Origin of the sequence: Paenibacillus ihbetae (assembly GCF_002741055.1) — a bacterium.
GTDB lineage: Bacteria > Bacillota > Bacilli > Paenibacillales > Paenibacillaceae > Paenibacillus_AQ > Paenibacillus_AQ ihbetae.
Window position 1 is genome coordinate 1351981 of sequence record NZ_CP016809.1, and the last position, 25310, is coordinate 1377290.

General features: G+C 54.8%; 22 protein-coding genes. 1 reads left to right on the top strand and 21 read right to left on the bottom strand.

Translation table 11 applies throughout. From position 1 onward, the window contains the following. Window positions 1–33: 33 nt before the first annotated feature. The 17 genes from mtaB to gpr form a co-directional block, all read right to left on the bottom strand. Window positions 34–1377 carry a tRNA (N(6)-L-threonylcarbamoyladenosine(37)-C(2))-methylthiotransferase MtaB gene (gene mtaB / locus BBD41_RS06245; RefSeq protein WP_099477021.1) on the bottom strand — a complete coding sequence of 448 codons (1344 nt, stop codon included), beginning with the start codon at window positions 1375–1377 and terminating at the stop codon, window positions 34–36. Window positions 1378–1379: 2 nt separating this feature from the next. Then, on the bottom strand, window positions 1380–2150 hold the full coding sequence (locus BBD41_RS06250) for an RsmE family RNA methyltransferase (RefSeq protein WP_099477022.1): 771 nt from the start codon (window positions 2148–2150) through the stop codon (window positions 1380–1382). A gap of 83 nt (window positions 2151–2233) precedes the next feature. Continuing rightward, the gene (locus BBD41_RS06255) at window positions 2234–2917 is read right to left on the bottom strand and encodes a site-2 protease family protein (protein WP_099477023.1); all 684 of its coding nucleotides are present in this window, start codon (window positions 2915–2917) and stop codon (window positions 2234–2236) included. 1 nt (window position 2918) lies between these two features. Beyond that, entirely contained in the window at window positions 2919–3896 is a 978-nt protein-coding gene (gene prmA, locus BBD41_RS06260) for a 50S ribosomal protein L11 methyltransferase (RefSeq protein WP_099477024.1), read from the bottom strand. A gap of 260 nt (window positions 3897–4156) precedes the next feature. After that, window positions 4157–4342, bottom strand: a complete 186-nt coding sequence (locus BBD41_RS06265; RefSeq protein ID WP_007129392.1) for a YfhD family protein — start codon at window positions 4340–4342, stop codon at window positions 4157–4159. 60 nt (window positions 4343–4402) lie between these two features. Further along, complete coding sequence (locus BBD41_RS06270) at window positions 4403–4774, bottom strand: hypothetical protein (RefSeq protein WP_007129391.1); 372 nt, start codon at window positions 4772–4774, stop codon at window positions 4403–4405. A 267-nt stretch (window positions 4775–5041) separates the two neighbouring features. Beyond that, window positions 5042–6160, bottom strand: coding sequence for a molecular chaperone DnaJ (dnaJ, locus tag BBD41_RS06275; protein ID WP_007129390.1), 1119 nt, complete (start codon window positions 6158–6160; stop codon window positions 5042–5044). 94 nt (window positions 6161–6254) lie between these two features. Continuing rightward, window positions 6255–8093, bottom strand: a complete 1839-nt coding sequence (gene dnaK, locus BBD41_RS06280; RefSeq protein ID WP_077564931.1) for a molecular chaperone DnaK — start codon at window positions 8091–8093, stop codon at window positions 6255–6257. Window positions 8094–8183: 90 nt separating this feature from the next. Further along, entirely contained in the window at window positions 8184–8807 is a 624-nt protein-coding gene (gene grpE / locus BBD41_RS06285; RefSeq protein WP_099477025.1) for a nucleotide exchange factor GrpE, read from the bottom strand. A 100-nt stretch (window positions 8808–8907) separates the two neighbouring features. Then, on the bottom strand, window positions 8908–10443 hold the full coding sequence (locus BBD41_RS06290; RefSeq protein ID WP_077564928.1) for a TCP-1/cpn60 chaperonin family protein: 1536 nt from the start codon (window positions 10441–10443) through the stop codon (window positions 8908–8910). A 13-nt stretch (window positions 10444–10456) separates the two neighbouring features. Then, complete coding sequence (gene hrcA / locus BBD41_RS06295) at window positions 10457–11491, bottom strand: heat-inducible transcriptional repressor HrcA (RefSeq protein ID WP_077564926.1); 1035 nt, start codon at window positions 11489–11491, stop codon at window positions 10457–10459. A gap of 106 nt (window positions 11492–11597) precedes the next feature. Beyond that, the gene (locus tag BBD41_RS06300) at window positions 11598–12059 is read right to left on the bottom strand and encodes an N-acetyltransferase (RefSeq protein ID WP_077564925.1); all 462 of its coding nucleotides are present in this window, start codon (window positions 12057–12059) and stop codon (window positions 11598–11600) included. A gap of 77 nt (window positions 12060–12136) precedes the next feature. Beyond that, on the bottom strand, window positions 12137–13300 hold the full coding sequence (gene hemW, locus BBD41_RS06305; protein ID WP_099477026.1) for a radical SAM family heme chaperone HemW: 1164 nt from the start codon (window positions 13298–13300) through the stop codon (window positions 12137–12139). Between the two features lie 195 nt (window positions 13301–13495). After that, window positions 13496–15313 (bottom strand): translation elongation factor 4, encoded by a 1818-nt coding sequence (gene lepA, locus BBD41_RS06310; protein WP_099477027.1) that lies wholly within the window; start codon window positions 15311–15313, stop codon window positions 13496–13498. A gap of 112 nt (window positions 15314–15425) precedes the next feature. Further along, on the bottom strand, window positions 15426–15827 hold the full coding sequence (locus BBD41_RS06315; protein ID WP_099477028.1) for a hypothetical protein: 402 nt from the start codon (window positions 15825–15827) through the stop codon (window positions 15426–15428). 21 nt (window positions 15828–15848) lie between these two features. Beyond that, entirely contained in the window at window positions 15849–17249 is a 1401-nt protein-coding gene (locus tag BBD41_RS06320) for a stage II sporulation protein P (protein WP_099477029.1), read from the bottom strand. Window positions 17250–17675: 426 nt separating this feature from the next. Then, the gene (gene gpr, locus BBD41_RS06325; RefSeq protein WP_077564917.1) at window positions 17676–18677 is read right to left on the bottom strand and encodes a GPR endopeptidase; all 1002 of its coding nucleotides are present in this window, start codon (window positions 18675–18677) and stop codon (window positions 17676–17678) included. A 162-nt stretch (window positions 18678–18839) separates the two neighbouring features. On the opposite strand from gpr, the gene rpsT reads away from it, so the two are divergent. Next, window positions 18840–19112 carry a 30S ribosomal protein S20 gene (gene rpsT, locus BBD41_RS06330; protein ID WP_007129379.1) on the top strand — a complete coding sequence of 91 codons (273 nt, stop codon included), beginning with the start codon at window positions 18840–18842 and terminating at the stop codon, window positions 19110–19112. Between the two features lie 96 nt (window positions 19113–19208). On the opposite strand, the gene holA is transcribed toward rpsT, so the two are convergent. From holA to BBD41_RS06350, 4 genes are all read right to left on the bottom strand, one after another. After that, a complete protein-coding gene (gene holA / locus BBD41_RS06335; RefSeq protein ID WP_099477030.1) occupies window positions 19209–20228 on the bottom strand; it encodes a DNA polymerase III subunit delta in 1020 nt (339 codons plus the stop codon). 297 nt (window positions 20229–20525) lie between these two features. After that, a complete protein-coding gene (locus BBD41_RS06340) occupies window positions 20526–21818 on the bottom strand; it encodes an anti-sigma factor family protein (protein ID WP_099477031.1) in 1293 nt (430 codons plus the stop codon). Beyond that, the gene (locus tag BBD41_RS06345) at window positions 21815–22363 is read right to left on the bottom strand and encodes an RNA polymerase sigma factor (RefSeq protein ID WP_077564911.1); all 549 of its coding nucleotides are present in this window, start codon (window positions 22361–22363) and stop codon (window positions 21815–21817) included. The genes BBD41_RS06340 and BBD41_RS06345 overlap by 4 nt, the downstream gene beginning before the upstream one ends. Before the next feature lie 182 nt (window positions 22364–22545). Next, a complete protein-coding gene (locus tag BBD41_RS06350) occupies window positions 22546–25278 on the bottom strand; it encodes a ComEC/Rec2 family competence protein (protein ID WP_099477032.1) in 2733 nt (910 codons plus the stop codon). Window positions 25279–25310 lie beyond the last annotated feature (32 nt).

Genomic DNA, 25310 nt, shown 5'->3' on the forward strand with positions numbered 1-25310 from the left:
GAAATCCTTGTCTGATATAGCGGCTATTGGGAATTATTGGGCAGCAGCCTTAAGCTCGCTCTCCATGACGCTGACAAGCTCGCCCTCGCATTCGTTCACGCCGGCCTTCGTCAGTTTCACGCGGCACATTTTCCCTTCGAGGTCAGGCGTTCCATCAAATACAAGCTGCAGGTAGTTGTCGCTGTATCCCTGCATTTTACCGCCATTTGGCGCACCTTTGTACTCTCGTTCCGGAATCACTTCAAGCACCTGGCCGACGAAACGCTCGGCATAAGCAAGCTGCAGCTGCTCCGACAGGTCGATCAGATCGTGCACGCGGGCGTTCTTCACGTCCTCGTCCACCTGATCCTCCATCCGCGCAGCCGGCGTACCCGTACGTTTGGAATAAGGGAACACATGCATTTCCGAGAACTGGATCGCCTTCATCAGATCGTATCCGTTACGGAACATTTCATCGGTTTCGCCGGGGAATCCGACAATGACATCGGTCGTAATGCCGACATCCGGCATCGCCTGACGGATCAGTCCCATCTTGTTATAGAATTCTTCCGTCGTGTATTTGCGGCGCATGCGCTTCAGCACCGTATCATCGCCCGCCTGCAGCGGAATATGCAGGTGCCGGCACATTTTGCTGGAACGGTTCAGCACGTCCAGCATTTTGTCGTCAATCTGGCTTGCTTCAATCGAGCTGATCCGGATGCGCTCCAGACCGTCGACCCGGTCCAGATCCCAGAGCAGATCGGACAATCGGTAGTTCTCCAGATCATCACCGTATCCGCCCGTATGAATGCCTGTCAGGACAATCTCCTTGTAGCCTGCATCCACCAGCTGGTGCGCCTGCTTGATAATGCTCTTCGGATCACGGCTTCGGGAAAGCCCGCGGGACCAAGGAATGATGCAGAATGTGCAGAAATTGTTGCATCCGTCCTGGATTTTCAAGAATGCACGCGTGCGCTCGGCAAAATCGGGCACGTCCATCTCTTCAAATACTCTCGTCTTCATAATATTGCGCACGGCATTGATCGGCTGGCGCGTTTTTTCAATATCATGAATGAAATCCATAATTTTGTCGCGGTCCTGGTTGCCGATAACCAGATCCACGCCTGGAATATCCAGAATTTCGGCAGGCGAGGTTTGGGCATAACAGCCCGTTACGGCGACAATCGCCTCGGGATTGCGGCGAACCGCCCGCCGGATCATCTGCCGGCTCTTCTTATCTCCCGTATTCGTAACGTGGCAGGTGTTAATCAAATAAACGTCAGCGGTTTGTTCGAAATCCACCTGCTCGTAGCCTTCGTTTTTGAAGTATTGCCATATGGCTTCGGTATCGTAAAAATTGACTTTGCAACCCAACGTATAAAACGCTACGGATGGCATATTCAAACTCCCCCCATTTCTCCAGATTCGTATAATGCGCAGACAAGCGCGGCCATGCCGGCCGTCTCGCAGCGAAGAATTCTGCGGCCCAAGCCGACGGAAACAGCCCCTGCCGCCTCGGCCGCACGGGATTCCTCCTCGGTAAAGCCGCCCTCCGGTCCAACGACCAAGAGCAGGCTGGCCCGGGCAAGCGGCTCTTGCAGGGCCCGTGCTACAAAGGGCTTTAAGGCATCCCCGATCTGGGAGCCTTCCTCTTTCTCGTAGCAAAAGTATACCGCATCGTAGTCCGAAAACGTTGCAAGCAATTGTTTCCACGAAAGCGGCTGCTCCACGGAAGGAATCCGGTTGCGGTGCGCCTGCTCGGCTGCTTCCTTAGCGATCTTGCGCCAACGCGCAAGCCGCTTCCCTTCCTTCTTGGCATCGTATTGAACGATCGTTCTCTCCGACAGGAAGGGAACGAAGGATACGGCCCCGATCTCCGTGCACTTTTGGATGACGGTTTCCATTTTGTCGCCCTTGGGAAGACTCTGGGCAATGGTTACGGCCAGACGCGGCTCGTTCTTCATCTCCAGTTCCTCAATCACGGCGGCTTGCACGCAGGTACCGTCCATTTCTTCGATCCCGACCAGGGCCTCTCGCGACTCACCGTCGCTGACGATGAACTTGTCGCCAAGCTTGCCCCTCATAACCTTAATAATATGGCGGGCGTCATCGCCCGTAATTTCCACCCGGTCTCCCGCGAACTGTCCGGGAGTCACAAAATATCGCTGCATCTTCTATCCTCACCTAACTGCAAAATCGCCAAACATCATGATACAACTTTTCCTGGCAACTGACCAGAGCATTATAAGAGGATTTAACCCCCGAACAATGTAATAAATATATTCAAAACGTCGATGGATAAGGCACGTGCCCCGAGATAAAGAGGCGCAATGGTATACTTCTGCAGCATAGGCAGCACGATAATGAGCAGAAATATGAGGATCGACCACTGCTCGAACCGCTGAATCTTGGCGCTGATCCGAGGCGGCAGCACATTCTCGACGATCCGATATCCGTCAAGCGGAGGCAGCGGAATCAGATTGAACAAGCATAAGAAGAAATTCAGCTGGATGAACACATTGAAAAAAATATGAATCGCCTGATCCGTCCGCGTGATGCCGATCGGATCTATCACGCCGGATATATAAAGCACCGCGTAAATCAGCGAACCGACAATGCCCAGGAGCAAGTTGCTGAGCGGACCGACGGCAGCCACGATGATGCTCATCCGCCGCGGATGACTGAAGTTCCCCCGGTTGACCGGTACGGGCCTTGCCCAGCCGAATCCGGCAATCAGCAGCAGGACGATGCCCAGAAAATCAAAGTGCACCGCGGGATTCAGCGTCACCCGGCCCAGCAGCTTAGCGGTAGGGTCACCGAATTTATTCGCGAAATAAGCATGAGAAAATTCATGCACGGTAAAGGCGATCATGAGCGCAATCAAGTAGAACGGCAGTTGCTCCAACGGGAAATACAGCAGCTGATCCAAGAAATCCATATCAGTTCTTCCTCGCTACGAAAGCAACCCAGTCGTCATCGCGGTTTATGTCAGCGATCTCAAAGCCTGCTTCTACAAGCGCCTTTCCGACGATCTCTTCCTTGTTCTTGAAGATCCCTGATGCGATATAGATGCCGCCCGGCTTCAAGGCCTTGTACACATCATCGATAAACAGCAGGATGACCTCGGCCAGAATGTTGGCGACGACCACCTGAACCGGCAGCTCCACACCCAGCTCGTCCCCTGAAGAACCGTCTGTAAGGACAGAGAGCAGATCGCTTTCCTTGATGGTGATCCGGTCCTCCAGGCCATTCAGGCGGACATTCTCCGTGGCGCTGGATACAGCCACCGGATCCAGATCCAGTGCAAGAATGCGGGAAGCCCCCAAATAAGCAGCCCCGATCGACAAGATCCCGGAGCCGGTGCCGACGTCAATGAGCTCTTCGCCGCCTTCAATCACCTTCTCGAGCGTGCGCAGGCACAAGGTTGTCGTCGGATGCGTCCCGGTTCCAAACGCCATGCCGGGATCCAGCTCGATGATGCGCTCTTCGGGGGATTCGGGGGAATAGGACTCCCATGTCGGTTTGATCGTCAAGCGCTCCGACACCCGGATCGGCTTGAAATACTGCTTCCAGGCCGTAGCCCACTCTTCTTCGTTGACCGTCTTCATCTCATAGCGCACATCGCCCGTATCTATCCCGAAATCCTTCAGTTCTTCCACCCGGGGGGCGATAAGCGCTTGGATCTCGTCCAGCATGACGGTCTCGTCAAAATAGCCTTTAATGACGGCGCACCCTTCCGGAATATCATTAAAAGGGACGATCTCATCGAACCATTGTCCAAACGAAGTGTCCCGTTTTCTCTTCGTTGCGGCGGATTCTTCAATCGAAACGCCTCCCGCACCCGCTTCATGCAGGAAGTTCGAAATCATCTCCACGGCTTCCTCCGTGGTATGTATCGTTAATTCACGCCATAGCATATACAGTTGTTCCTCCTCATTCGTACATAACTATCATTGTACTATATTGAGGACGCTCTATACAAAATTTGCGGATAAAATGTCCGACTCGAAAGACGGTAGGCCCAGATCATGCATAAGACCGCTGTTTGTAACCATGAAAAAAAGCCCTACATGCCGACTTCGCTTAAGCGAAACGGAAGTGGGCTTTGGCTTTTCTTGGCGAACGGCGTCTTCGGGCTGCATGGAGGAAAATGGCCCGGAAGCGGCCCTCTTGCCGATTATTCTTCTTCGAGGATCTTCTTCAGCTGGCGCTCGTCTGCGGCTTCGCTTCGGCGAAGCGCCTCCACATCGTCAAGATCGGCTGCCATCGCCGAAAACTCCACATCCTCATTTTTGGCGGATTGCAGCGCGATCATTTTTTCCGTCTTACTGGCGATCTTGCCTTTCTTCACACGTCTCATCATACGCGCATCTCTCCTTGTCACGTGTTGTTTCTTGCCTTAAGCCCTGGACGCTCCTCCGGCTTACACCATCCCGCCGGACTCCTCAATCAGGCGCATGGCCTGGTCAAAGATGCCTTCGTCGAGAACGACGGTCAACAAGATATCCCGTCCTTGCGTTCCGTCCTGCCCCCCATCGCTCATCCCGCTGGCGGAAGGATCGGCCGCACCAAGGATGCCCGCAGACCGGTTCGACAGCGCCGAATTCTGCGTCATCGAGGTCAAGCTTGTAATATCCCCTGTCAAAGGGTGCATCGGGCCATTCAGCTCCCCGCCCGGATAGGCGCTGAAGCGGTCGATCGACATATCGGCAACGCGGAGCGACTGCAGCTTGCGCTGGGCATGCTGAGCTTCCTCCGGGCTTTTGAAATAAGCCAAAATATTTTTTTCAGCCATATGGTTTCACCTGCATTTCGTTTAGATACTATCCGCTGCTTCCGGAACGAACCTTCCCTAGGTTGCTTCGCGCTCGCCCCTTTTATTCCTTTCGAGGACAGCGCCTGGCGATGAAGGGAGGAATGCACAAAAAAACCGCCCTTTTTCGAGCAGGGGCCTCATGCCTCCACTCCAAAAAGGACGGTTTCTCATTGCTTGCTCTGCTGTCAGCGCTTCGATACGGCAAGTACTGAAAGAGGACAGCAGCCCGCTAAGCCGGCTTTTCGGCTAGTCGCCGCGAAACGCTTTTTTCACACGGTCAAAAAAGGATTGCTCCTGCTCATGGGTCTCTTCGCCTTCAAGCGACGCGAATTGACGCAGCAGCTCCTTCTGCTCCTCGCTCAGTTTGCTTGGGGTAACAACGACCACCTTGACGTGCTGGTCGCCCTGTCCCATGCCGCGCAGGCGAGGGACCCCTTTGCCTTTCAGGCGGAAGAAGGTTCCGGTTTGCGTTCCTGCCGGAATCTTGAGCCGAACTTTCTCCGTCAAGGTCGGGATTTCAATCTCGTCGCCAAGGGCTGCTTGGGCAAATGTCAGCGGCACTTCGCAATAGATGTCATCCCCCTCGCGCTCGAAGAAATCATGCGGCTTCACGCGAATGACGATGTACAAATCGCCCGCCGGGCCGCCACGCAGACCGCCTTCGCCCTCGCCGGTCATCCGGAGCTGGGCGCCGTCATCCACACCCGCCGGAATGCGGACATGAATTTTGCGCTGCTTCTTGACCTTGCCGCTGCCGGCGCAGGTGCCGCAGCGATCCTTGATGATTTTCCCGGTTCCGTTACAGTTCGAGCAGGCGCGACGATTGACCATACGGCCAAACGGCGTATTCTGCACGACCTCCTGCTGCCCCGTTCCGTGGCAGACGGAGCAGGTATGCGGCTTCGTTCCCGGCTTCGCTCCTGAACCGTGACAGGTATCGCATGTCTCCGTTCTAGGAATCGTAATATCGGTTTCCTTGCCGAATACGGCTTCCTTGAACTCCACCGTCATCGTGTACTGCAGATCGTTCCCCCGCTGAGGCGCATTCGGATCACGGCGTCCATTGCCGCCGAAGAACATATCGAATATATCTCCAAAACCGCCGAAGTCACCGGAAAAACCGCCTCCGCCCATTCCCTGGTTCGGATCAATATGACCGTATTGGTCGTATCTCGCACGCTTTTGACTATCGCTCAATACATCGTAAGCCTCTTTCACTTCCTTGAATTTGGCTTCCGCGTCAGCCGCCTTGTTGACATCGGGATGATATTGGCGTGCGAGCTTCCGGTACGCCTTCTTAATCTCATCCTCCGATGCCTGCTTGCCGACACCTAGTACCTCATAATAATCACGCTTATCAGCCACGGTTTCACCCCCATCTCTTCTTGATTCCTAGGGCAAAAGGAAAGTCAAAGTGCGAAGATGCGCAGCTTTGACCTTCCCATGCAATCTATTCAGATTAACCTTTGTTTTTGTCTTCGTCAACAACCTCGTAGTCAGCGTCTACGACGTTATCCTTGTTCGCAGTGCCGGCATCTCCGCCTTCAGCGCCTTGCTGCGCTTGCGCGGCTTGCTCATACAGCTTCACGGACAGCTGCTGCACCACTTGGGTCAGCTCCTCGGTAGCGGCTTTGATCTCCTCCAGATTGTCGGATTCCAGCGCCTTCTTCACCTTGTCTTTCGCTTCGTTCGCCTTCTCCACTTCGGAAGCGTCGACTTTATCGCCGAGGTCTTTAATGGTCTTCTCGGTCGTGTATACGAGCTGGTCGGCATTGTTGCGAGCCTCAACAAGCTCTTTGCGCTTCCGGTCTTCCTCTGCGTGAAGCTCGGCATCCTTCATCATCTTTTCGACTTCCTCGTCGCTCAGGCCGCTGGAAGAAGTGATGGTGATCTTCTGGCTCTTGCCGGTTCCCTTATCGGTTGCCGAAACGTTAACGATACCGTTCGCATCGATATCGAACGTAACTTCGATTTGCGGCACGCCGCGAGGGGCAGGAGGAATATCTCCAAGCATGAAGCGTCCGAGCGTTTTGTTGCCCGCCGCCATTTCGCGCTCGCCCTGCAGGACGTGAATTTCAACGCTAGGCTGGTTGTCGGCATACGTGGAGAAAATTTGGGATTTGCTTGTCGGGATCGTCGTGTTGCGTTCGATCATTTTCGTAAATACGCCGCCAGCCGTTTCGATGCCGAGGGACAGCGGAGTTACGTCAAGCAGCACCACGTCTTTCACGTCACCGGTCAATACGCCTGCTTGAACAGCTGCGCCGAGGGCTACGACCTCATCCGGGTTAACGCCTTTGTGCGGCTCTTTGCCTGTCAGTCTCTTGATGGCTTCCTGTACGGCAGGAATCCGGGTGGAGCCGCCGACAAGAACGACCTTGTCGATATCGTTCGCCGTCAGGCCGGCATCGCTCAGTGCTTGGCGAGTCGGTCCAAGCGTACGCTCTACAAGATCCGCGGACAATTCTTCGAATTTAGCGCGGGTCAGGTTGACTTCAAGGTGCTGAGGCACGCCGTCAGCAACCGTGATGAACGGCAGGGAAATCGTTGTTGTCAGCACGCCGGACAGTTCCTTTTTCGCTTTTTCCGCAGCATCCTTCAGACGTTGAACCGCCGCTTTGTCTTTGCTCAGATCGATGCCTTGCTCTTTCTTGAATTCGGCCACCAGATAGTCGATGATGACTTGGTCAAAGTCGTCGCCGCCCAGTTGGTTGTCACCGCTGGTTGCTTTTACTTCGAAGAAGCCGTCGCCGAGTTCCAGGATGGAAACGTCGAACGTACCGCCCCCGAGGTCATACACGAGGATCGTCTGATCTTCCGCTTTCTCCATGCCGTACGCCAAAGCCGCAGCTGTCGGCTCGTTAACGATACGAAGCACTTCAAGACCGGCGATCTTGCCTGCGTCCTTGGTTGCTTGGCGCTGGCTGTCATTAAAGTATGCAGGAACCGTGATAACCGCTTGGGTTACAGGCTGGCCCAGGTAAGCTTCCGCGTCGGATTTCAGCTTTTGCAGAATGATCGCGGAAATTTCTTGCGGCGTATACTCTTTGCCGTCAATCGTTTCTTTATGGTTGGTACCCATATGACGCTTGATCGAAATGATCGTGCGGTCCGGGTTGGTGATCGCTTGGCGCTTAGCCGTATCGCCGACAATGCGCTCTCCGTCCTTTTTAAAGCCTACAACCGAAGGGGTCGTCCGTCCGCCTTCCGGGTTAGGAATTACGACAGCCTCCCCGCCCTCCATAACCGCGACGCAGGAGTTGGTGGTTCCAAGGTCAATACCAATAACTTTACTCATGTAAAAAATCCTCCCTTATTTATTCACACGAAATCCGCATGAGATTCTCAAGCTTTGCTATATATCATAAACGGCCAAGCGATCGGCCGCTTACATGCTCACTTTAACCATAGCAGGTCTAAGCACTTTATCTTTCAGCATGTAGCCCTTCTGCACTTCCTCGACAACGATGCCTTCCTCATGCTCATCGCTCTCCACCTGCATAATGGCCTGATGGAACTCGGGATTGAACGGCTCGCCTACGCTGTTCATCGCCTTCAAGCCTTCGTTTTCGAGAACCGATTCCAGCTGGCGGAAGATCATGCTGATTCCTTTGGAGAACGATTCGAACTCCGGACTGTCATCGGCAGCCTGGAAGGCCCGCTCGAAGTTGTCAATGACAGGCAGCAGCTCGACAATGAGCTTCGACGAAGCATACTTTGCCAGCTCCTCCTTCTCCTTCTGCGTACGTCTGCGGAAGTTATCAAAGTCCGCTTGCGCACGCAGCGCACGCTGCTGATGCTCGGCAACTTCGGCCTGAAGCTTCGCGATCTCGGCGGCATGGGCATCGCCCTGGCCTTCCTCAGGCTGATCTGCAGGAGCGTCCTCCTGATCCGCGCCGGCAACGGCCTCCTCGTGAACTGCCTCTTCCTCCGTGCTTGGCGTTTCCTCCATCTGTTGCTCCATCTCTTCGGTTACTGAATCTTGAACGGCATCCTTCTGCTCTTTATTCAAGACGCGTCCACCTCCTTCATATTGTAAGCCCGCTGTTGCATGCCCGCCGGCTGTGTTCCCCATCGTTTCTGGTCATCCGATTCCTGATTCTCTAAGGTGCCTATTCGTTGATTTCTTTCATTTTGATCACATGATGAATCCGGAGGACGGCAGCCGCCACTTCTCCTGCAGCCCGCAGCCCGTGAAGCTTCACCGGCGCGGGATCCAGCACGCCCAGCTCCTCATAGTCGACGACCGTGCCGGTGTCGCAGTCCAGCCCCATGGAATCGGAGCCCGAACGGATTTGCGCAGCACGCACCTCTTCCATCTTCTCCAGCGGGTTGTAACCCGCATTCAGCAGAATCTGGGACATCGGCTTGCGCAGCGCTGCGGACACGGCTTCGAATCCGAAAGCTTCCATCCCCTTCTGCGCCTCGCGAATCCGCTCAAGCGCGTAGGATACGGCAAGCTCGCTCGTTCCGCCGCCCGGAAGCACGCCGCCGGTAATGGCGGCCTGAAGGGCCGAGGCCGCGTCGCCTGCGATTCGTGCGGACTCGCCGACCACTTCCGAGGTGCTCGCGCCTACGATCACCGTCACGACCCGCTCCCTGTGGCCGCTGGCCAGCCTGATTTTGCCGATCGCTTCATCATAAGCGACGCGCGGGCTGTCACCAAGAAGAGCAGCAAGCTGCTCCGAATCTTTATGTAACGCCTTTCGGCGTATAGGTGTCGCCCCCGTCATGTCACAGACTCGCTTCAAATCCGCGCGCGATACGCGCGGTACGACCATGATTCCGTGATCCAGGCAGAACTGCTCCGCATCAGGATGAATGCCCTTCTCCAGCAGGATCAGCTTCACCGACAATGCGGACAAACGCTCCAGATCGGCAGCAAACCGATCCCGCAGATCCATATACTGCGCGAAGCCCGCCTCCGTTGTCAGCACCTCTTCATCCAGCTCGTCAGGCTCAAGCGCATCCAGCAGCACGAGCACCTTCGCATCGCTGTACTGAAGGTAATCGCGGGTAAAGATCGGCTTCTGCCGAAGCAGGACCCCTTCGAACACCTCATTGTCGGCATTCTCCAGCGCAATTATACTGTCCGCAAGCGAGTATGATGGATCGTGAAGCCGCTGCATCCCGGCCTTGCGCGCCGCCTCCATAACGAGCGCAACGATATCCTTGCGCTCCCGCCCGGCGACATAGACCGTGCGTTCCAGAAGCGGGTCGTCCAATCCTTCAATGACACGGACGCGGCCGGACAGCAGTTCAAGCGCCCGGTCGATCCCTTGGCGCATCCCTTCGACAACCTTGGAAGCCGGCACGCCGCGAATAATGCGCGAGACGCCCTCCTGAACCAGCGCCCCGGCAAGAATGGTGGCCGTCGTGGTGCCGTCTCCGATCTTCTCCTGCTGCGCGCGGGCCACCTGGATCAACAGGCGGGCTGCCGGATGGCTTACGTCCATTTTGTCCAATATCGTCACGCCGTCGTTCGTAATGACCACTTCGCCGCGCGGGCCGACCAGCATTACATCGAGACCCTTGGGCCCGAGCGTCCCTTCCACAGCGGATGTGACGGCCCGGACGGCATTGCTGTTGTTCAGCAGCGTTGAATATCGTTCATCGCCGTCCACATGGCTGTGTTGTCCTTGGCTCATAAGGCTCGCTCCTTTATCTATACCAGTGTGACAGCAGCTTCGTCAGATCATGGGACAACACGTTCAAGATGCCGATCACCCTTGCGTATTCCATTCGCGTCGGCCCCAGTATGCCGATGGAGCCGACGGCCTTGCCATCTATAGAATAAGTAGCCGTAATCAGGCTACAGTTGGATATCGCTTCATGCGTATTCTCTGTGCCGATTCGTACTTGCACGCCATGCTCTCCCGGTGCCGGTGCCATCAGCTTCATCAATGCCGGCGTCTGCTCAAGAAGCTCGAAGATGTCTCGAACCTTGTCGACATCCTTGAATTCCGGCTGGTTCAGCATATTGGTCGTACCGCTGAGATACACGTCGCGGTGGTCGGGCTCGTTCTCGAGCGCAATGTCCAGCACCTTCATCAGCTCTTCGTAATGCGCGATGTGGCGCTGCATCTCTGCCCCGAGCTCCGTATAGAGCCGGGTCTTTAGCTTATACAAAGGAACATTGACCAGCTTCTCGTTAAGGAGATTGACCACCTGCTCCAATTCCGACACGGAAACCCCTTGCGGAATCGACACGATCTTATTCTCTACCTGGCCCGTGCTGGTCACGATAATGGCAACCGCCTGGCCTTCATTTAGAGGCAGAAGCTGGAAGTGGCGTAAGGACGTATGAAAAACTTCCGGTCCCAGCAGGATGGAAGTGTAATTGGTCATCTGCGACAAAATACCTGCAGCATGTTGAATCATCTGCTCCATGACGTTCAGTTTTTCCGCAAAGAACGATTTCATCATATGCAGTTCCTCAGGATTCAAGGAAAACGACGAGGTGAGATGATCGACATAATAACGGTATCCCTTATGGGACGGAATCCGCCCTGCCGACGTATGGGGCTGCTCAAGAAACCCGAGCTCCTCCAAATCAGCCATTTCGTTGCGAATGGTTGCCGGGCTGTAGCCCACATCCCCGCGTTTAGAAATGCTTCTTGAACCAACCGGCTCCGCCGAACGGATATAGTCATCCACAATAGCGTTCAATATCAAGCGCTGACGATCAGTTAACATGTCGCTCCCCTCCTTGTAGACTGCGTACCTTCCATCGTTAGCACTCATCGCCAGCGAGTGCTAACCGATATAACAAAAATACCAAACCGACCTGAGGATTGTCAAGTCAGTTCAGTACTTTAAGCACAGCTATTTCGTCACAGGCGTGCTGCTTCTTGCAGTGGATGCAATCGGTCCACACCTTCTCCGGAAAAATCTCCTTCTCGACGACGGCGAAGCCATTTTTCTTGAAAAAGGACACTTCATATGTCAAGGCCATTACTTTCGGGATTTCCCGGCGCTTGGCTTCCTCCAGCAGCGAATCCACCAGCATGGAACCGATTCCCTGTCCCTTGTAACCTTCCGAAATCCCGAGCGAGCGGATTTCTACTAAATCGTTCCCGAGCTGGCACAGCGAACCGCAGCCGATGACTTTGCCTTCCGCTTCCGCCACCACGAATTCCCCAATCTGCTTCTCGAGCACCGCTTTGGATCTAGGAAGCATAATTCCTTTCTCGGCGTAGCCTTGAATCATCTGATACAGCGGCTCAACATCCTCTAATCTGGCCTTTCTGCATACCGCCGGCATAATCCACGTCTCCCCTTTGCACGCTCCGTCATATGTCTTGGATAAATATACAACAAAGCGCATAAAAGTTCAATAGATTAATTTGCCGACAGGGTGCCGATAAATTCGGCGAACACTTCATTGCCGAACAGGATGCCCTTTTGGCTCAGCCTGTAGCCATCCTCCGTCGTTTCAAGCAAGCCTGCATTCACCATTTTGCTCAGAGGGCGCTTGAACACCTCATCCAGCGAAGCATCGAACTGCTGCTCGAATCGACTCCGGGAAATACCGTCCAGCACGCGGAGTCCGACCATCAAGAAATCCTCCATCGCTTCCTCTCTCGATACCTCGAAGCTTTCGAGCCGCGGCAGCCCGGTTTTGGCCGCTTCATTATAAGGGTTCACTCCCTTTATGTTTACGTGGCGCTGGCGGTTGATATAACCATGAGCACCGGCGCCAAGGCCGTAATAATCCTCGTTGCGCCAGTACGTCATATTGTGGCGGCTCTCGTAGCCCGGCTTCGCAAAATTACTGATTTCATACTGCTTATAGCCTGCCGCCTTCATGCGCTCCATTAATAGAAGATACATGTTCAGCTCATCCTCTTCATCCGGAAGCGGGAGCTGGTTTTTCTGGTACATGGTATGGAACAGCGTATTTTCCTCCACCTTCAGACTGTAGATGGAGTAATGGGGAAGCCCGAGCTCCAGCGCTTTATCCACGCTTTCCGCCAGCATCTCCAAGGTTTGATTCGGCAGGCCGAACATCAGGTCGATGGACATGTTGTCAAAGCCCGCGGCTCTTGCGTTATCCAGGCTCCGGTATACATCATCCGTATCATGGATGCGTCCGATGCCGGACAACAGGCTGTTCTGGAAGGCCTGAACGCCGAAGCTGATCCGGTTAACCCCGCCTTCACGCATAACCTTAAGCTTCTCCGGGTCCGTTGTCCCGGGATTCGCTTCCATCGAGAACTCGATATCGTCCGACCACACCGGGAAATGCCGCTTTACGCTTTGCAGAAAATACTCCATTTCATCCGGCTTCAGAACCGTCGGCGTTCCCCCGCCCACAAAGATGCTCTTGATCGCCCCCGGCGGATGGGCCTTGACCGTCAATTCCATTTCGTGATCCAACGCCCGCAGATAGTCCATAACCGGCTGATCCTTCAGGACGTAGGAATTAAAATCGCAGTAAAAGCATTTATTCGTACAGAACGGAATATGGATGTACACCGCTTCCGTTCGTTGGTTATATGTCATTTCGTATTCGCCCCTTCTATGCTTGCCAGACTGGAGACTTCATTTACTATGTCCCCGGCACCTGTTCTAATGAAAGAAAAGGAAAGCCATAAAACCGGCTTTCCCATCATTCAGCTCCCAAAACAGGCATTATGAGGTTGCATGGCAGGCTGCAGCCTGATCGCTCAGGCACGGCCGCCTCGCTTGTTCCAATCCCTACTTATCGTCGATTTTCAGGACAGCCATGAAGGCTTCCTGCGGCACCTCGACGTTACCAACCTGCTTCATCCGCTTCTTCCCTTCCTTCTGCTTCTCCAGAAGCTTCCGTTTACGGGAAATATCGCCGCCGTAGCATTTCGCGAGGACGTTCTTGCGCATCGCCTTGACGGTTTCGCGGGCAACAACCTTCGTTCCGACCGATGCCTGGATCGGCACCTCGAACATCTGGCGCGGAATCAGCTCGCGCAGCTTCTCGCAGATCGCACGGCCCCGGTGGTAAGCGCGGTCCTTATGCACAATGAAGGACAAGGCGTCAACCTGCTCGCCGTTCAGCAGAATATCCATCTTCACTAGGTTGGATCTGCGGTATCCGGAGATTTCGTAGTCGAACGAAGCATAGCCCTTCGTACTCGACTTCAGCTGATCAAAGAAATCATACACGATCTCGGACAGCGGAATTTCATACGTAATCGTTACGCGCGTTGTATCCAGATACTCCATGTTGATGAATTCGCCGCGCTTGCCCTGGCACAGCTCCATAATCGCGCCGACATAATCATTCGGGACGATAATGGCCGCTTTGACATACGGCTCTTCCACATAATCGATCTTGCCGATCTCCGGATAGTGGGACGGGTTATCGATCTGCATCTGATCGCCGTTGGTCAGCGTCACGCGGTAGATTACGCTCGGCGCCGTCGTAATCAGCGGAATGTTGAATTCGCGCTCGATCCGCTCCTGGATGACGTCCATATGGAGCAGGCCCAAAAATCCGCAGCGGAAGCCGAAGCCAAGCGCGCTGGAGGTTTCCGGTTCAAAGCTCAAGGACGCATCGTTAAGCTGCAGCTTCTCCAGCGCTTCGCGCAAATCGTTGTAATCCGACGTTTCGATCGGGTACAGACCGCAGAATACCATCGGGTTGATCTTCCGGTAGCCTGGAAGAGGCTCGGCCGTCGGACGCTTCGCATCGGTTACCGTGTCACCGACGCGGGTATCCCCAACGCTCTTGATGCCGGCCACGATGAAGCCTACGTCGCCGACGTTGAGCTCGTCCACGATGCTCATGCGCGGCTTGAACGCGCCGACCTCGATGACCTCGAAGGTCTTGCCTGTCGCCATCATCTTGATCATCGAACCGGCCTTGATGCTGCCGTCGATGACGCGGACATATACGATGACGCCCCGGTAAGGGTCGTAATGCGAGTCAAAGATCAACGCCTTCAGCGGCTCTTCGGGACTGCCCGCAGGTGCCGGAACCTTCTGCACGACCTGCTCCAAAATCTCTTTGATTCCGATGCCGGCCTTGGCGGAAGCATGCACCGCTTCGCTCGCGTCCAGACCGATCACATCCTCGATCTCCTGCTTGACGCGGTCCGGGTCGGCGCTAGGCAGATCGATTTTGTTAATGACCGGCAAAATTTCAAGATCGTTATCCAGCGCCAAATATACGTTGGCCAGCGTCTGTGCTTCAATTCCTTGAGCAGCGTCGACGACGAGCAGCGCGCCTTCGCAGGCAGCCAGGCTTCGGGAAACCTCATACGTGAAGTCGACGTGTCCCGGAGTATCGATCAGGTTCAAGATGTACTCCTCGCCGTCATCGGCCTTATAGGTCAGGCGTACAGCCTGAAGCTTGATGGTGATGCCGCGCTCCCTCTCCAGATCCATCTGATCAAGGACCTGCTCCTGCATTTCGCGCGAGGTCAGCGCGCCCGTAAACTCCAAAATGCGGTCCGCAAGCGTCGATTTACCATGGTCTATATGTGCAATAATACAAAAGTTACGAATTTTTTGTTGTCTTACTTGTACGTCCGTCATGCTAACCCCCAACAACCACCAGATGTTTGAATCAATTTATTATACCAGTTGAGGGGATGCACAGCAATGGCTAAGGCGCGGCTGCCCGAGATTCGGCTGCCGAAACGGCGCATCACTCCACAATGGATCCGAACATCGATACGACCCAGCGGATGCTCTGATTCGACAGCTCCTGAAGCAGGCCTGCCGTCTTGTCCGCCAGCACATCGGCCGGAGGGCTTGAGCGTTCAGGAAGGAGGATGTCCCGCGGCAGCGGCTCGAACTCGGGCCGGATCTCCGCCTCCTCGTTCTGTACGGAAGCCGGAGGCGACTTCCTTACGCCGCCCCAGCCGCTGCCTTCAGCCGCCGTTCCCGCTTCGGACTGCCCGGCAGCAGGCTCCTGGTGCACTTGCTGCACCGTTTGAATGCCGCCCGCCGGGGGCGATGCTTTTTCCCCGCCGAGCTGCATGCCGATCAGTATGCCGATGCCTGTCCATATGAGCAGAGCCACGAATCGTTTCCCCGTTCTTGACATCAGAGTCCCCTCCTCCAGTTTTTACCCGGCTTTCCGTTCATCGTTCCGGGAAGCCGCCGTACCGTCCTTCCGGCCTGCCGAGGCCGACAGCTTATCGGCCTTGGCGTCCTTCTTCACGCTGGCTTTCTTCGCTTCCTGCTCCTGCCAGTACACCTCGGCAATAATATCGGCCAGCACCTCGGCCGTTCGCTGCAGCTCTTCCTTCGTATTGTCGATTCCGCCGATCTCGATCAGAATGCTGTTTGGCGACAGGGACTGATTATATTCCCCGTTCCCCTGGTCGGCCGATTTGCCCCACACGCCGCGTGATATGCCTGGGTACGACGCTTCTAGCTTCTCATTGATTTTGCTGGCGAACGCCTCGTTCTTTCTCCAGTTCTCGTTGGCATGTCCAATAATGAAGTACACCTTGGCGTAATTGACCCCGTTTACGGTAGCGGTCGTTTTGCTGTAGCGCTGGGAATCCCGGTGGATATCGATCAGATAGGTCAAATCATCGTGACGGCCCATCGCTTCGACCACCGTCTGCCTGGAGTATTTGTAGGAATAATTATAGTTATAGCCTTCGACGGTCGATTGATAGTCGCTTTTGTCGTGCAGCGTCCCGATTCCGTTGGCCTCGAGGCGTTTCGCCATGAAGCTGCCGACCAGCATGACATTTTTGCTCGGCGACACGGCGCCGGGATTGTCCGAAGGATGGGTGAGGAGCGGATTGTAGGCTTCCTGCGGATGGGAATGATAGATCAGCACCGCCTTCTTGCCCTCGGTCGTTTGTCCATTCTTGGATGTGCCTCCAGGCTCGTTTTTACTGTCCGTTCCCTGGCCCTCGCCTTCACCCGGTCCGGCTTCGCCGCCGTTCTGGTGCTCCTGTCCGTTATCCTCGCCCGCCTCCGGCGGCTGCTCGCCGTTATCCGGATTCCCGCCCGGATTTGCTTCGGGGTTCTCTCCCGGGTCCGCCGCCCCCTCGGCGGTGTCCGGCCGATAATCCGCAGGCGCTTCCCCGTCTTCATTGCCGGAGCCGCTATGCAGCTGAACCGGCTGATTGGCTCTCATCCCCGGCAGCTCACCGGCGAGCAGACTCTTCGGATCTCTCGGATTCACGCTCGTCAACAGCTGAAATACGAAGGTCGACATCTTCTCCCCGGAGAAGCTGGAATCTTCCTTGGAAGCGGCCATATGCGGCATCTCCATCCCGATCATATCAATAAAAAAGTGACTCGACAGGGAAGCGGCCAGCCCCTTCATCGAAGACACAGGCGAGCTGTTCAGCCGCTGCTCCGCCATCCCCCCGAGCCCCAGCAAAATAAAAAAGATGAGAGAGCCCAGCATCAGAACGATCAGCGTTTTGCCCATGCTCAAACCTTCCATCACATTTCGTCTCAGTCTGGCAACATTCCAGATGCGAAACTTACGGTTGTTCATATCGGAGTCCTCCTCGGCTTCAGCGGGGAAGCGGCACACTCGAAGCTCATGTCCCCGCTCTCTGTGATCTCTTATACTCCCAATCTATGAACCGGGGGGAATCGATAGAACTAGAAAAGTTGAATTATTGAAAGGATGGTAGGGCAGGTATGTAAAATGTTCCTGTAATCGCTGTTGGTTTCAGATTTCTTGATCTTATAGAACCTAGTACAGAAATCTGAAGCCAAAGGTGACCTCAAGCGTATGCTTCTGATGCAGCTTTCCTCGCAGAAAGCTTTGGACTTTATCGAAAATCTTTCATTTCCTCGCCTGCATCGTATTTTGATATTCAACTCATACAAATAAAAGAAAATAGAGAAATATAAAAGCTCCGATAGATTCGGAGCTTTAGGAGCTATCGGAGCTTTATTCGATATAACCTGCATGCTAGTGAGTGTACGCGCCCGTATTGCCGGGATCCACCGCCTCGTGCAGCGCCGCGTTCAGGCCAGACGCTACGATATTAGCAATGTCCTCGATAAATTCGTCGATCTCTTTCGGAGTCACAATCAAGTCATGTCCCAGAGGCTCGAGCACTTCCTTCACGAGGGCAAGCCGTTCGCCCTCGGACAGATTTTGCAGCATCCCCATGATCTTCCCCGTCTCCGGCGCTTTCTCGCCGAAATGGGCTTTCATGAGCTCGATGGCATTGTTGACAATCGTCGATGCATAGCAAACGGTTGGCACTCCAATCGCAATGCAGGGCACCCCGAGCACTTCCTGGGTCAGGCCTTTCCGTTTATTGCCGATGCCCGAGCCGGGATGAATGCCGATATCCGCAATTTGTATCGTCGTATTCACCCGCTCCAGCGATCGGGATGCCAGCGCATCGATGGCGATGATGAAATCGGGCCGGGTTCGCTCCACGATCCCTTGAACCGTCTCGCTGGATTCGATCCCCGTAAGGCCGAGCACGCCCGGTGCAATGGCGCTCACCTGACGGTAGCCGGGGGCGACCCGGTCCGGCATTAATTCAAAGTATTGACGCGTAACCATGACATTTTCCACCACCAGCGGCCCCAGGGAATCCGGAGTCACATTCCAGTTGCCTAGTCCGACGATAAGCGCACTCGCTTTCGGACCTATGCCGATCCGCTCCATGAACGCTTCGAACTCCCGTGCGAATATGACGGATACCTGTTCCTGAAGCCCGGTATCTCCCTTTCGAAGTTCGGGAACCTCAAGCGTGACGTAGTGCCCCTTCACTCTTCCAATTTGCTGGGAGGCCGCATCGTTCTCTACATCGAGCCTTGTAATTTTAATACCGCCCTCCTGAACGACATCCTCCATCAAGCCCGGAATAGGGGGGCTGCCTGCCGCTCCGGCAAGCTCCCTTGACTCCACGGCAAGGTCTGTTCGGACCGAATATTTCTGAAGATCCAGATCCATCTAAATTCACACTCCTCCTCATATTGCTACTAGTGTGTGAGAGGAGGGAAGAGATTATACAGAAGTCTTGTTTAGTATTGCTTTTTGTCTACCTCCATGCTAAAATATTTTAAGTTGTGAACCATTTCGCTCTATTGAAATGCCTTACAGGAGGTGAATGTAATGCCAAACATCAAATCCGCGATTAAACGTGTTAAGACTAACGACAAACGCCATGCGCTTAACATTTCTCAAAAATCCGCGCTTCGCACAGCAGTTAAAAATGCTGACGTTGCGTTGAACGGTACAGAAATCGAGGCTGCTAAAGCTGCTTTCCAAGCCGCTTCCAAGAAGCTCGACAAAGCTGTTACAAAGGGCCTGATCCATAAGAATGCAGCTGCCCGCAAGAAATCCCGTCTGGCGAAAAGACTGAACGCTCTTACGTCCCAAGCGTAATCGTTTGTTGAATAAGACATTGGAAAAAGCCCTGACCTTCGGTTGATACCGGGTCAGGGCTTTTTGAATTGTTGCCTGGTCGTCACAGCTATGTGATCAAGCGCCCAGTCTCAGCAAAAACAGCTCGATCCCGAGCACCTTGTCCACCGCTCCGGTCTTCATCTGATAATCCAGATTCGCCAGATGGTTCAAAATGCCTTCGAGCCGGGCCGATTCGAATTTACGCGCCTGCTCTCCCGCGATTTTCACCGCATAGGGATGCAGCCCAAGCTGGGAAGCGATCTGCTGCTGCGAATAGCTCTGCGCCGACAAGGTCTTCACCTGCAAAATAATCCGGAACTGCCTGGTGATCAGCGCGGCGATTTTGATCGGCTCTTCCCGCTGCTTCAGCAGCTCATAGTAGATGCCGAGCGCCTTATCCAGCCTCAGGTTTGCAATATCCTCCACCAGGGCAAAGACATTCTGCTCCGTGCTGCGGGCTACCAGCATATCGACCGTCGAAGTATCGATCGTCCCGCCATCGCCTGCATACAGGCACAGCTTCTCGATCTCGCCGGCCAATGTCTGAAGACTTGTCCCGGCATTGCGGACGATAGCCTCAGCCGCTCCCTCGCGCAGCGAGCACCCTCTATTACGTGCCTGCTTGTCCACCCAGCGCAGCAGATCCTCGCCGCCAAGCGGCGTAAAGGAAAGCGGGACTCCTGCTTTTTTTACCGCTTTGACCACCTTTTTGCGTTCATCGAGCTTTTCGGCCCCCACCATAAACACAATGACGCTGTAATCGGCCGGATTGTTCAAGTATTCAAGCAAGGCCTCCGGTTTGTGCTCCACCTTCCCGTTATCCTTGGCTGCAGTAAAGAACGTTGTATCTCGTACGAAAACAAGCTTTTTCTGAACCATAAAAGGAACGGTCTCCGCTTCTTCGACCACGGCCTGAATCGGAGTCTCCCCCAAATCCATATGGACGATGGCAAAGTCGCGATCTTCCTTGGGAATCAGCTGGGTCTCCAGAAATTCGGCAAACTCCCTCATCTGAAACTTTTCGCTGCCGTACAGCAAATATACGGAAGACACATCCCCCTGCTTGACCGCCTTGGCCGCCGCTTTGGCATCCATCGGCGTCCCCCCTTTCTCTCTGTACACTATACCAAAAAAGACGCCCCGAAAGCGATAGCGAATAAAGCCGCCAGCAAAACAAAGAGACCTCGGCTATGACAGCGGCAAGGTCCCTTCGTCCCAACACATCTATATAAACGCCGGACAGGATGCTCTAGAAACATCCCGCCGCCGGTCATACGACGGTGGTTGGTATAATGCTCTCTCTAATTTATCTTATTCATATCTCCTGGTATTGGTGCGAGCGATCTGCTCTTTTCTATAAGTTTCCATCGAAAAAAATGCGGGTGCTCCGGTTTATGGCTTAGCTGACGGGTCCTTGGAAGGCGGCTGGCCGGACTGCGGCGGGGCCGTTTCTTCCACGGTGTAAACCGATTCGATCAGTTCAGCATTGACCTTGACTTTATATTTAAAGGTTAAGCCGTCTGCGGACCATTGTCCGGACACCAAGCTTCCACCCAGCGGAAGCCTTCCGATCTCTTCCATCGACTGCTGCTGTTCAGCTTCGCTGTTTGCAGCCGGAAGCCGATAGATCACAAGCTGATCTCCCTCCGAGGTAGCCATGTATCGCGCATTCGGCGATGTCCATTGTTCCGGGGCTCTCATGATGCCCATCATCTGATCCGCCGGCTCTGCCGATTCCAACGCTGCGGCGCTGCCGCCCTCATCCGCTGCCGGATCCTCGGCCGGCGGCTGCGTATCCGCATTCGGACTTGCAGGCTCCTGCGGCGGAGGAACAGTCTCCGAGCTGCCGCTGTTGGCCGGCTCGCTTTGATCGGATGGCGGTTCAGCCGATCCGGGATTATAAGCATTGGCCTTGGACGAATGGGTTGAGGTTTTATCATTCGATTCGACCGGGGTACTCATGCCCGCCGCCGGACTCGATTCACTCGCGTTCGGGTCACCGGAGTCATTCGGCTGTCCGTTTCCTTCACCCGCCTCGTTTGGCGGATCCGATTGATCCTTGGCCGTGTCATCGCTTCCGGTTTCCTTTGAAGGCTCGTCTTTGGAAGGAGTGGCCTCATTCATCGGAGCGGAGCCTTCGGCCGAGCCCGAACCGGCATCCTTGTTCATGATTCTCAGCTGCTCCGGAGACTGTTCTGCTTCAGGCGCGGCTTCCGGCAGGCCTGCACTTGTCGTGCTTGCTTCCTCGTTATAAGGAAGCTCGGCATCCGACAGCATTTTCGGCTGATAGTTGAATACCGCCACTCCCAAGATAACGGCCGCGGCAGCAGCGCCGATTGCGGTTCTGCCTGCGATGGTGCCCCACCAGCTGCCGGCTCGCTTCGTCCGCCCCAGCTCCGGCGACATCTCGGAAGGCTTCTCATTTTTCGCTGCTTGCTCATCCATGAGGCTGCCGCGCTCACGGTCGATGGCATCCAGTCTGGGCATAATCGCATCGACCAAACTGACAGGCGGAGACACGGCCGGCAGATCCTCAAGCTCACGATTCAATGCTTTCAATATTTGAAAGGTTTCCGCACACTCCTTGCAAACAGCCACATGCTGAAACATCTCGGCCGTCTCCTCCGGCGTCAGATCCCGGTCCAAATACCGGTGCATGCGTTCCACCACCTCTTGGCAATTCATCCTGATACACCACCTTTCTGATGCTCATGCAGCATGTTCTGCAGCTGCTGCCTTGCCCTGAACAAATACGATTTGACCGTGTTCAGCGGCAAATTCAGGCAGTCTGCGATTTCGTTGTAGGATAAGTCTTGCAAATACCTAAGGACGATGACCGTACGGTGATGATCCGGCAGCTGATTGATGGCCTGCTGAATATCCTGGGCAAGGTAGCCCGACATGACTTCTCTCTCGACATCCAGGCTGTCCTGAAATACCAGATCATGCTCGTCAATGGACACCGTCGGCTTGTTCCTGCGGAATTTATCGATGCAAATGTTGGTTACGATCCGCTGAACCCAGGTCTTGAACTGCGCTTTCTCTTCATAGGAATTGATCTTGGTGTACACGCGGATCAATGCCTCCTGAGCAGCATCCATCGCATCCTGTTCATTGTTCAGAATATAGTAGGCCGTTCGGTAAACATGTTGCTCGATTTCTCGCAATAGGGTGATTAGAGCGTCGCGATCGCCCGATTGAGCGGCTCTGATGAGTCCCTGCTCCACCACAGTGGATCCCCCTCTCCCTGCATACATACAGACGGAAATGATGACAAAAATGTTGCAGTATGTAACCTATGAATTTTTAAGAAACTTCATCTAACTATACCAAATATATAGAGCAACGTCATCCGTCTGTTATTTCATACACATCGATCATACTACGATTCAGGCTGTTCAGGACAGCCCCCCTATGGATTTAGCCGGGACCTCACGTTAATGGCTCCGTCCTTGACGAGCATTTGAATTTCGCCATGCCGGTTGGTCTGGTATATCACCGCTCGGTACTGCTCCAACCGGGCGACCACGTCCGGGTGGGGATGCCCGTACATATTGTTAACGCCGGCGGAGATGACTGCAGCCCTCGGCCGCCAAGCGTCCATCCAACGTTCCGACGTAGAGGTTTTGCTCCCGTGGTGGGCAACCTTCATCACATCGATCGGTTCATTTAATAACAGCAGGCCGCCTCCATCCGTACGCTCTTCCATATGAAGCAATATTTTTTGCTCGGCCGCTTCGTCCGTATCGCCGGTGAATAAAAACCGGCATCCGTTCATCTGAAGCACGAATACGAGCGAGGCATGATTTTGCTCCTTGACCAGGGATAATCCCTGGCCGCTCTCGCCGGACGGTGACGTGACCGGGGACAAAAACCGGATTTCCGTCTCCTTGCCAAGCCTCCATTCCGTAAGATCCGCTCCGGCGCGATATACGGGAATATTCTTCCGAAGGGCGATCGCCATGCTTTGGCGAAATGCGGCCGAATCGGTCAAGCTGCCATTAAAGACGATGGAATCCACAGGAATTTCACGGAGCACGGCTTGGAGTCCGCCGATATGATCCTGGTCTCCATGGGACATGATTACAGCGTCCAGTCGGTGCACGCCCCTTTTTTTCAACAAGGGAACGACAACCTTCTCTCCGACCTCATATGGAGACTTCCGCTCCTTCCATGCATCCGAAGGCTTTCGGAAGTTGAGTGTCCCGCCGCCGTCAATAAGAATATGCTTGCCTTCCGGCGTTGTTACCAGAATCGAGTCTCCTTGTCCCACATCCAAAAACTGCACCAAGCCCGCCCCGTGCAGGGACGAGGGGCGATAGCCGCCGATCAGGAGCAGGCACAGGGCAATCGCGAATGCGGCTGCAGCCGTCGTTCCCCCGAATCGCACCACGATATAATTGCTTATCCGCCAATAACCTCTCCGCCGGAGCGCACTGGACAACCGGTCCAGTAGGGGATGTATACCCGCCGCATCCAAATGATCCAAGCGGTCTCTTGCCAAGGCTTCCTTCCCCGCGCCATCCAGGGGAATCGTATCCTCGGATGGCTGCTCCCTGAGCCGGCGCATCGCCCCGGCTCTCCTGCTCAGTATATGCAGCAGGCCGTACAAGAGCGCAAAATAGACAATTATCCACAACAAGGACGGCGAGGGCCAGATCGTCATTAATGCCCCGCCGTTCATCCAGCCGACCAGCCGGAATGTCATATCATTCAACCATTCGGTCAGACCGGCGATCCAGCCTGCTCCCTGCATCCAGACCCAGCTTAGCAGCAGAGACGTCATTCCCAAAGGGAGCACGATCAAGCTGATAACCGGCACCAACAACAAGTTTGCGGCGACCGATACGAGGGAAAATTGATTGAAGTAATGGATGGTCAGCGGAAAGGACACCCACTGGGCAACCAGGGTAACGCCGGCCGTCCCCGCCAGCCAGCGGGGCATAAAGGACAGCAGCGGCATCACCTTCGGCACAAAGATCATCAGTCCGGCCGTAACGATGAAGGATAACTGAAAGCTGACGTCAACCAGAAAATACGGATTGAAGATCAGCATGGCCAGGGCGGCCGTGCTTAATATATGCAAGCCGTCCTTAAGCAGCCCCCGCCTAGCCGCATACAGTCCAATCATTCCCATAATGCCCGCCCGGACAATCGATGGACTGGCACCTGTCAAAAGCACATAAGCAGGGAGGAGGCACATCACCACCGTGAGGGAGGTCTCGCGTGTCAGCCGGAGCGCGGAGCAAACAAACAGCAGGCATCCTACAATAACGGCTACGTGCATGCCGGAAATCGCGAGGATATGCGTCAGCCCGAGCCTGGAAAATTCCGAAAAGGTATCAGGATCCAGATCATCCCGATCGCCGATGACAAGCCCCTTCATATACCCTCCCTGCATGCCGCCAAACAATTGCTCCAGCCGATCCCCGAGCGTTGTTCGCAAGGAATCGTTCCAGCGCAGGATATGGGAAGCTCGCCATCCCTCCGGTGCCGATGCCTTTACCTGGTCAGCTCCCTTCACCTTCACGATCCAATGAATCTTCTGCGTGCGCAAATAGCGCCGATAATCGAAGCCGTCAAAATTACGGGCGATCCCCGGCTGCTGCAGCTCGCCTGATAGATGAACGGAATCTCCGCGCTGCCAGCCTGCCGCGATATTCTGCTCTGCCTGCTCCAGCAGCCGCACCTGAACCATGACGGTGTCTGCCGTCTCGACCGAGTTGCCCGGCAGCTTAGCTGGATCCTTTTGGGCTGCACCCGGCCGCCGGATGCCTTCGATCTCCGCATAGCGCAGCGAAACCCTAAAGTCGGCGCGATCCCCGTCAATCGCTACCTCGGAAGAGATAACTCCGACTCCCGTCATCGGTACCGAGTCGGCTTCCCCTCGTTCAAGGGCCGGGACATGCATATCGGACACATTCATTGCATCATGCCACTCCCAATAAGCTGCCGAACAACACAAGGATAGCACCATGCATATCGTATAGATTTTCCCGGCGCGCTCCCATTGACAAACCACAAGCAGCAGAAGCAGAATACCGGCGGCGGCCATCGCCATCCGCCATCCGGAGGTCAGGCAGGCGATACTGCTTCCGACCACCCATAGCACCGTAAATGCCAGCAGCGGCCTACGTCTCATCATTCGGACCTTCCTTTCCCCGGTTGTATCATCTC

Excerpts from the sequence above, each read along its gene's own strand:
- BBD41_RS06250 (WP_099477022.1), bottom strand. The coding sequence starts at position 2,150 with ATGCAGCGATATTTTGTGACTCCCGGACAGTTCGCGGGAGACCGGGTG.
- lepA (WP_099477027.1), bottom strand. The coding sequence starts at position 15,313 with ATGACGGACGTACAAGTAAGACAACAAAAAATTCGTAACTTTTGTATT.
- BBD41_RS06350 (WP_099477032.1), bottom strand. The coding sequence starts at position 25,278 with ATGATGAGACGTAGGCCGCTGCTGGCATTTACGGTGCTATGGGTGGTC.
- mtaB (WP_099477021.1), bottom strand. The coding sequence starts at position 1,377 with ATGCCATCCGTAGCGTTTTATACGTTGGGTTGCAAAGTCAATTTTTAC.
- dnaK (WP_077564931.1), bottom strand. The coding sequence starts at position 8,093 with ATGAGTAAAGTTATTGGTATTGACCTTGGAACCACCAACTCCTGCGTC.
- hemW (WP_099477026.1), bottom strand. The coding sequence starts at position 13,300 with ATGACATATAACCAACGAACGGAAGCGGTGTACATCCATATTCCGTTC.
- prmA (WP_099477024.1), bottom strand. The coding sequence starts at position 3,896 with ATGCTATGGCGTGAATTAACGATACATACCACGGAGGAAGCCGTGGAG.
- holA (WP_099477030.1), bottom strand. The coding sequence starts at position 20,228 with ATGGATGCCAAAGCGGCGGCCAAGGCGGTCAAGCAGGGGGATGTGTCT.
- BBD41_RS06300 (WP_077564925.1), bottom strand. The coding sequence starts at position 12,059 with ATGCCGGCGGTATGCAGAAAGGCCAGATTAGAGGATGTTGAGCCGCTG.
- BBD41_RS06315 (WP_099477028.1), bottom strand. The coding sequence starts at position 15,827 with ATGTCAAGAACGGGGAAACGATTCGTGGCTCTGCTCATATGGACAGGC.
- BBD41_RS06265 (WP_007129392.1), bottom strand. The coding sequence starts at position 4,342 with ATGATGAGACGTGTGAAGAAAGGCAAGATCGCCAGTAAGACGGAAAAA.
- hrcA (WP_077564926.1), bottom strand. The coding sequence starts at position 11,491 with ATGTTAACTGATCGTCAGCGCTTGATATTGAACGCTATTGTGGATGAC.
- gpr (WP_077564917.1), bottom strand. The coding sequence starts at position 18,677 with ATGGATCTGGATCTTCAGAAATATTCGGTCCGAACAGACCTTGCCGTG.
- BBD41_RS06320 (WP_099477029.1), bottom strand. The coding sequence starts at position 17,249 with ATGAACAACCGTAAGTTTCGCATCTGGAATGTTGCCAGACTGAGACGA.
- rpsT (WP_007129379.1), top strand. The coding sequence starts at position 18,840 with ATGCCAAACATCAAATCCGCGATTAAACGTGTTAAGACTAACGACAAA.
- BBD41_RS06290 (WP_077564928.1), bottom strand. The coding sequence starts at position 10,443 with ATGAGCCAAGGACAACACAGCCATGTGGACGGCGATGAACGATATTCA.
- BBD41_RS06255 (WP_099477023.1), bottom strand. The coding sequence starts at position 2,917 with ATGGATTTCTTGGATCAGCTGCTGTATTTCCCGTTGGAGCAACTGCCG.
- BBD41_RS06340 (WP_099477031.1), bottom strand. The coding sequence starts at position 21,818 with ATGAATTGCCAAGAGGTGGTGGAACGCATGCACCGGTATTTGGACCGG.
- BBD41_RS06270 (WP_007129391.1), bottom strand. The coding sequence starts at position 4,774 with ATGGCTGAAAAAAATATTTTGGCTTATTTCAAAAGCCCGGAGGAAGCT.